The 7602-nt window shown below is 63.8% G+C and carries 7 protein-coding genes; 1 reads left to right on the forward strand and 6 read right to left on the reverse strand.

Annotated features, from left to right (window positions below):
• Positions 1-226: 226 nt before the first annotated feature.
• The 6 genes from prpB to VDQ28_RS01345 all read right to left on the reverse strand — a co-directional run bounded on the left by prpB (position 227) and on the right by VDQ28_RS01345 (position 6975).
• Positions 227-1144, reverse strand: coding sequence for a methylisocitrate lyase (prpB, locus tag VDQ28_RS01320; protein WP_323034303.1), 918 nt, complete (start codon positions 1142-1144; stop codon positions 227-229).
• Between the two features lie 258 nt (positions 1145-1402).
• A complete protein-coding gene (gene prpC, locus VDQ28_RS01325; RefSeq protein WP_323034304.1) occupies positions 1403-2629 on the reverse strand; it encodes a 2-methylcitrate synthase in 1227 nt (408 codons plus the stop codon).
• Positions 2630-3023: 394 nt separating this feature from the next.
• Complete coding sequence (locus VDQ28_RS01330; protein ID WP_323034305.1) at positions 3024-4568, reverse strand: MmgE/PrpD family protein; 1545 nt, start codon at positions 4566-4568, stop codon at positions 3024-3026.
• Positions 4565-4969, reverse strand: a complete 405-nt coding sequence (locus VDQ28_RS01335) for an acyl-CoA thioesterase (protein WP_323034306.1) — start codon at positions 4967-4969, stop codon at positions 4565-4567. Before VDQ28_RS01335 ends, VDQ28_RS01330 begins: the two co-directional genes overlap by 4 nt.
• A gap of 110 nt (positions 4970-5079) precedes the next feature.
• Positions 5080-5310 carry a hypothetical protein gene (locus tag VDQ28_RS01340; RefSeq protein WP_323034307.1) on the reverse strand — a complete coding sequence of 77 codons (231 nt, stop codon included), beginning with the start codon at positions 5308-5310 and terminating at the stop codon, positions 5080-5082.
• A 45-nt stretch (positions 5311-5355) separates the two neighbouring features.
• Positions 5356-6975: an isocitrate lyase gene (locus VDQ28_RS01345; RefSeq protein ID WP_323034308.1), complete on the reverse strand. Its 1620-nt coding sequence runs from the start codon at positions 6973-6975 to the stop codon at positions 5356-5358.
• A gap of 179 nt (positions 6976-7154) precedes the next feature.
• On the opposite strand from VDQ28_RS01345, the gene VDQ28_RS01350 reads away from it, so the two are divergent.
• Positions 7155-7602 (forward strand): helix-turn-helix transcriptional regulator (locus VDQ28_RS01350; RefSeq protein ID WP_323034309.1); only part of this gene is annotated, 448 nt, incomplete at its 3' end.

The raw sequence follows: 7602 nt of genomic DNA on the forward strand, positions 1-7602 counted from the left end.
ACGCCCGGTGAACCCCCATTCACCCAAGCTGCGCCGACTTTCAACAGTGTCGCGCTTGTTGGCGTGAACCGCGCATCCTCATCCCGGAAACCCTGCCTCAGGCCTGATGCAGGATAAGTTCACGCACCCAGCGTGCGGGCGATCTCATACCCATGGCCACGGTCTTGACCAGAGCCAGGAGGGTTTGATCAAGCGCCACGCGGGCAAGCTTAAAGGGCCTTTGCGCTCACTCCGCCGCGACAGGCGGCACCACGGTCGCGACAATCGAGGCGTCGAGTTCCTCAAACGCCTTCAGGCCGATGGTGTCATAGAGTTCCGCGCGGGTCTGCATCTCGTCCACCATCGCCTTTGTGGAGCCATCGCGTGCAATGGTCTGGTAGAGTTTCTCCTGCGCCTTGTTGGCGACGCGCAGCGAGGACACCGGCCAGATCACCATGCGATAGCCCATCTCCTCGAATTCGGCGGCAGTGAAGAAGGGGGTGCGGCCGAACTCGGTCATGTTCGCCAGCAGCGGCACGCCGGGCATGCGGCGGGCGAACTCGCGGAACATCTCGGCAGTGTTCAGGGCTTCCGGGAAAATGGCGTCAGCACCCGCTTCCATATAGAGCTTGGCGCGGGCCACAGCCCCATCCATGCCCTCGCTTGCTGCGGCATCCGTGCGGGCGATGAGATAGAGATGGCGGCGGGCTTTCGCGGCAGAAGCGACCTTGGCGGCCATGTCATGGGCATCGGCCAGTTTCTTGTCATTCAGGTGCCCGCATTTCTTGGGCAGAAGCTGGTCCTCGATATGCACCGCGCCCGCCCCCGCCTCCTCGAAGGTGCGCACCATGTGCATCACGTTCAGAGCTTCGCCATAACCGGTGTCGCCGTCCACCAGCAGCGGCAGGCCGGAAGCGCGGGCGATCTGGCGGATGAAGAAGGCCACTTCATCGACCGTGATGATGCCGAGATCCGGCAGCCCCATGGAGGCGGTCATGGCTGCGCCGGAAAGATACAGCCCCTTGAAGCCGGCGGCACGCGCCTGAAGCGCGGCCTGCCCATTGTGCGCGCCGGGAAGCTGGGCAATGCCACCCTGTTCCACCAGCGCGCGAAAGCGCAGGCCGGCGGGTTCTGTGGGCAAATCAGATGCGACGAGATAGGGCATCACGGTCTCCTCGGGCGGTGCGGCAGGGTCTGCTGCGCATTATGCCCCTGTGGAATTGCAAAAGGTGGCACACCGCATGGCGGCATGAAAAGAGCTGCGACGCCGGCAACGGCAACCGGCGTCGCGCCATGGCCGGGCTGGCCTGACCCAGCCCGGATCAGCCCACGCGATGGCGCTGATGCCAGAGGCCCTTGAGGATGGATTCACAGGCCTCTGGTGCAGCCCGCGCGGCGCTTGAGCGAGTCCGTTTGGCTACGGTCAAAGGCCGTGGCTGACGGAATAGACGCCGGTCTGGGTCTCAGCTTGTCCGCGGGCTTCCAGCGGCACGAACACCTGGTTCTCCGGGCCGATATAATTGGCGGAAGGACGGATGATCTTGTTGTCCAGACGTTGCTCGATGATATGCGCACCCCAGCCGGAGGTGCGGGCGATAACGAACAACGGGGTGAACATGGCGGTGGGCACGCCCATCATGTGGTATGAAACGGCGCTGAACCAGTCGAGATTGGGGAACATGTTCTTCGCCTCCCCCATCACGGTTTCGATCCGCTCTGCAATATCGAACATGCGGGTGGAGCCGGCCTCCTGCGAGAGGGCGCGGGCGACACGCTTGATGACCACATTGCGCGGGTCCGAAACCGTATAGACCGGATGCCCGAAGCCGATGACGACTTCCTTGTTGGCCACACGCTGGCGAATATCCAGCTCGGCCTCATTCGGCCCCGCGTAGCGCTTCTGGATTTCGAACGCGACCTCGTTCGCTCCGCCATGCTTGGGGCCGCGCAGAGCACCAATCGCACCGGTGATGGCGGAGTAGAAGTCCGAGCCCGTACCCGCGATGGAGCGCGCGGTGAAGGTGGAGGCGTTGAACTCGTGTTCTGCATAGAGGATCAGCGAGGTATCCATCGCCCGCACATGGCTGGCGCGCGGGGCAACGCCATGCAGCAGATGGAGGAAATGGCCACCCACGCTTTCATCATCGGTTTCCACCTCGATGCGCCGGCCGTTCTGGGTGTAGTGATACCAGTACAGCAGCATGGAGCCGAGCGAGGCGATCAGCCTGTCGGCGATGTCGCGCGCACCCGGGGTGTTGTGGTCGGCGGTTTCCGGCAGCACGCAGCCAAGCGCCGAGACGCCGGAGCGCATCACATCCATCGGGTGCGCGGCGGCGGGCAGTTCCTCCAGTGTGCGGCGCACAGCGGCGGGCAGGCCGCGCAGGGTCTTTAGCTTGACCTTGTAGGCGGCAAGCTCGGAAGGGGTGGGCAGATCGCCATGAATGAGCAGATAGGCCACTTCCTCGAAGGTGCAGGCTTCGGCCATGTCGAGAATGTCATAGCCGCGATAGTGCAGGTCATTGCCCGTGCGACCCACTGTGCAGAGGGCGGTGTTGCCGGCAACGACACCGGACAGGGCGACAGACTTCTTCGGCTTCTTGGGCGCGTCCGGGCTGGGTGTTCCAGCTGGAGTGGCATGAGAGAGAGACATTGGAACCTCCCGGAACCAGACCGCCGGGGTCGCCGGCGTCTTGTGTGCATATGATGCCAACGGCTCCGGCCATGGGCCGGCGCGATGGGTTTTGCTCAGGTGCGGCAGGGGCTGAGCTGACGGGGCTTGCCCTGTCCTGATGATGCGGGCTGGGCCTGCTTCAGGGCCGCATGGTGTGTCATGTGAGTCAGTGTCGGCTCTGGCTGAATGGTCGGGGCCGAAACCGGGGGCGGCCCGGACAAAGCCGGGGCGCGATGTGTGCTGCCAGTCTCATCCGGGTTCCGGATTGTGCCGCATCAGTGTCGATCGCGGGCCACAGGTGTGCCTGTGAGACGTGGGATCAGAATCGGTATATGTGCCGCGCACCCTTCTGATGCGCGGCACAGGCGTTTCCTCAGCCGGAGACGACGGAGAGGGCCGGTGCGTTTGGCGCGCGCCAGTCGAAGATGCCCGGTGTTGCGGTGCCCAGCAGGGCCGGATCCACAGTGAAGTTCAGGCCCAGAAGGTCATCGGCCTTCAGGCGCGGCAGGCGCTCCACGGTGCCGAGGAAGCGGTCCTGCTCGGATGGGGTGATGACGCCTTCCGCCAGCGCGCGGAACTTGGCGACATACTGGGCGCGGGCAAACGGGCGTGCTCCCAGCGGATGGGCATCGGCAATCGCCAGCTCATCCTCGATCACCTGACCGCTCTTGAGGGTCACCACCACGCGGCCGCCGAACGCCTTCTCCTTCGGGTCGCGGCTGTGGTAGCGGCGGGTCCATTCCGCGTCTTCCACGGTGGAGATCTTGTGCCACAGCGCAACCGTGCCGGGGCGGTTGGCGCGCTCGGGGGCATAGGAGCGGGCGTGGTGCCATGCGCCATCTTCCAGCGCGACCGCGAAGATATACATGATGGAATGATCGAGCGTTTCGCGGCTCGCATTCGGGTCCATCTTCTGCGGGTCGTTCGCGCCGGTGCCGATCACATAATGGGTGTGATGGGAGGTGTGGATGACAATGCTCTGCACCTGTGCAAGATCACCGATTTTCGGCCCCATGCGGCGGGCAAGGTCAATCAGCGCCTGACTCTGATATTCGGCCGAATGCTCCTTGGTGTAGGTGTCCAGAATGGCGCGCTTCGCCTCTCCCTTTTCGGGCAGGGGCACGAGATATTCCGCCTTCGGGCCGCCCAGCAGCCATGCGATGAAGCCATCCTCGCCTTCCCATGCCGGGGATGGCGCACCTTCACCGCGCATCACGCGGTCTACGGCTTCCACCGCCATCTTGCCGGCAAAAGCGGGGGCGTAGGCCTTCCAGCTGGAAATCTCGCCCTTGCGGGACTGGCGGGTGGTGGTGGTGACATGCAATGCCTGCTGCACCGCCTGAAGGGTCACTTCCGTGGAGAGGCCCAGCGCCGCACTGATGCCCGCCGCCGCCGAAGGGCCGAGATGGGCGATATGGTCGATCTTGTGCTCGTGCAGGCAGATGCCCTTCACCAGATCCACCTGAATCTCATAGCCGGTGGCAAGGCCGCGAATGAGCGCCTGTCCATCCAGCCCGCAATGCTGGGCCACGGCCAGAATGGGGGGAATGTTGTCGCCGGGGTGGGAGTAGTCGGCGGCGAGGAAGGTGTCGTGGAAATCCAGCTCGCGCACCGCCACGCCATTGGCCCATGCCGCCCATTCCGGCGAGATGCGGCGATGGCTGGAGAGGCCGAACACGGTCGCTCCCGGCTGGAAGGGGTGTGCCAGCGCCTGCGCCCGTGCGCTCGCCACCGGGCGGCGGCTGATGGAGGCCGCTGCCACCGCTGCATTGTCGATGATGCGGTTGCCGATCATCTCCACCACATCATCTTCCACCGCAACCGCATCGGTGGCGACTTCCGCGATTTTCCATGCGAGCTGGTCGGCGCGCGCAAGATGTTCAGCGGATTTGTAGGTGCGGACGTGATGCTGCTTCACTTGGGCATTTCCTTGGTGTGAGAAGAGGGGGCCGCCACGGATGCGGTAATGGGCGCGCGGGCGGAGGTGGGAATGGGCACGGGTTTGCCAGCCGCATTCACCGCCACCATTTCGAACGAGCCGCGCACCGCGAGGCAGCGCGCGCCAGTGAGAAGTTCTTCCGCCGTCACCTCAACGATGACGGTCATGGAGGTGCGCCCCACCCGCACCACATGGGCATCCAGCTCCACGATCTGCCCCACCAGCACCGGCACGTGGAACGCGGTCTTCTCGGAGCTGGCCATCACCACCGGGCAGCGGGCATGGCGGGTGGCGGCCACGAAGGCCGCCTTTCCCATCATGCTGAGCGCGTTGCCGCCAAACAGCGTGCCGTAATGGTTGGCCTGATCGGGAAAAATCATCTCGATGAAGCCGGTCCGAACCGGGCCGGGCGCCGTGTCCGTCTCGCAAACGGGCAGGGGCGGCGGCGCGGCGGCGGGCTGCGGGAGCCGGATGCGGGTGGGGGCTCATGTCAGGTGGCCTGAGCCGATGCGGCTTCACGCACCAGCGGGATCATCTGGTCGCCCCAGCTGCCTGCGCCGTCATGGTGGCGGGACACGCGCACCAGCTCCACCGAGATGCCGGAGGATACCGCCCGCTGCACGGCCTCATTCATGCGGTGCACCGCATCGGCGACCCGGTTGATGGCGCGATCGCGTTCGGTGAAGTCTTGTGCGGGAACAGCCTTGAATTCCGTGCTCATGATGAACACTCCTGAATGTGTGGGATGAGGTTCAGCCGGTTCGGCTCACTCGGCCGCGAACTGGTTCATGGTGTTGGCATGGCCGCCCGCCTTCAGGGCGCGCTCGCCGGCCACCATTTCCTTGAAGCTGTCACCCAGATCCGAGCCCACTTCATGCTGGTGCTTCACCGCCGAGACGTTGCGGCGGATTTCCTCGCGCTGCACGGTGGCGACATAGGCCAGCATCTTGTCCTCGCCGAAATAGCCGCGCGAGAGTTCGTCCACCGACTTGGCGGTGAGGTGGAAAGTGGGCAGGGTGATGAGATTGTGGAACACGCCGGCGCGGGCCGAGATGTCGGTCTGGAAGCGCTTGAGGCGGTCATCCGCCTCGCGGCCCAGTTCAGTGTCATCGAAGGCTGCGCCCATCAGCGCATTGTCACCGGGGTAGTCGGCATCCTTGATCTTGCCTTCGGCGATCCACTGGGCGCGCACCTGCTTGCGCAGGTTCAGGGTCCAGTTGAAGGAAGGCGAGTTGTTGTAGGTGAGCTTGGCGTTCGGCACCGCCTTGCGGATATCGTTCACCATGGAAGCGATCTCGTCCACATTCGGTGTGTCAGTCTCGATCCAGAGCAGGTCTGCCCCGCCCAGTGTCAGATTGGCGATGCAATCCTCGATCACGCGCGCCTTGCCGGTGCCGTCCTTGAAGGGGAACAGGCCGTTGGGCAGGCGCAGCGGGCGCACGAAGGTGCCGTTCTGGTAGAGCGCCAGTTCACCGTCGCGGATGGGGTTGTCATTGGTGATCGGTTCGGTCTTCAGCCATTTGATGTAATCGCTGGCGAGATCCCCCGGATGCGCGCTCACCGGCACCTTCTGGGTGAGGCCCGCGCCGAGACTGTCGGTGCGGGCGACGATGACACCGTCTTCCACACCCAGTTCCTCGAAGGCGAGGCGGCAGGCGCGCAGCTTCTCGATGAAGTCCTCGCGCGGCACCGTCACCTTGCCATCCTGATGGCCGCACTGCTTGGCGTCCGACACCTGATTTTCAATCTGGAGGCAGCAGGCGCCGGCCTTGATGAGTTCCTTCGCCAGCAGATAGGTGGCGTGCTCATTGCCGAAACCGGCGTCGATATCGGCGATGATCGGAACCACATGGGTTTCGAAGCTGTCGATGGCCGCGATCGCCTTGGCCTCGGCAGCTGCATCGTCCTTTTCACGGGCGGCTTTCAGATCTTTGAACAGGTCATTGATGGCCACCTCATCAGCCTGACGCAGAGAGACATAGATCTCCTCGATCAGGTCCGCGACGGCGGTCTTCTCATGCATGGACTGGTCCGGCAGATGGCCGAAGCGGTTGCGCAGGCCGGCCACCATCCAGCCGGAGAGATAGACATAGCTGCCCTTGGTGGTGCCGCGCAGGCGCTTCACGGCCTTGATCATCTGCTGGGCATGGAAGCCGGACCAGCAGCCGAGAGACTGGGTGAACTTCGAGCTGTCAGCGTCATAAGCCGCCATGTCCGCACGCATCACGCTCGCCATGTCGCGGGCGATGTCGAGATGGGTGTCGAAGCTGTTCTGGAGGCGCAGCTGGATGATGTCATCCACACTCACGCCGCCGGGGGCGACGCCGTTCGGAAAACGTGCACGCAGTTCGGTGTTCAGTTCGGCATAGCTCTTGCGCTGGCTCATCAGTCCCTCCTGTTGTCCCCATCCCGCACCCTTGTCCGTCGGTTCTTGGCAGCGGATCGTTTGTGAAAAGACTTGCGATCGGGGTCTGATCCTCACAATATTTGCGAGATGATTTTTGGGGAACGACTGAAAATGCGAGGATTTGCGAGCGGTCATCTTCAAATTTGCGAATTTTGCAAATGATGATGAAGAAGACATTCGTGGGCATGCGCCTCAAGCGCCTGCGTGAGGAAAAGGGGCTGACGCAGGTGGCTCTGGCGCAGGCTCTTGGCCTGTCTCCCAGCTACCTCAACCAGCTTGAAAAGAACCAGCGCCCTCTCACCGTGCAGGTGCTGCTGAAGATCAACGAAATTTTCGGCGTCGATGTGCAGCTCTTTGCCGAGGGTGAGGAAGGCCGGCTGGTGGCGGACCTGCGCGAGGTGTTCGCCGACCCTGCCAATGGTGAGAAGGTGAGCCTTGCCGAGCTGAAGGAGGTTGCAGTTTCCATGCCGGCCATGGGTCGTTCCATCGTGGCGTTGCACCGGCGCTGGCGGCATGCGGTGGAGCGGGTCGATGCGATGGCTGGCAAGCTGGGGCTTGGCTCTGGTGGCGTCGGGATGCAGACCGCGCCGATGCCCTATGAACAGG

It is taken from the genome of Pararhodobacter sp., from assembly GCF_034676545.1.
Lineage (GTDB): Bacteria > Pseudomonadota > Alphaproteobacteria > Rhodobacterales > Rhodobacteraceae > Pararhodobacter.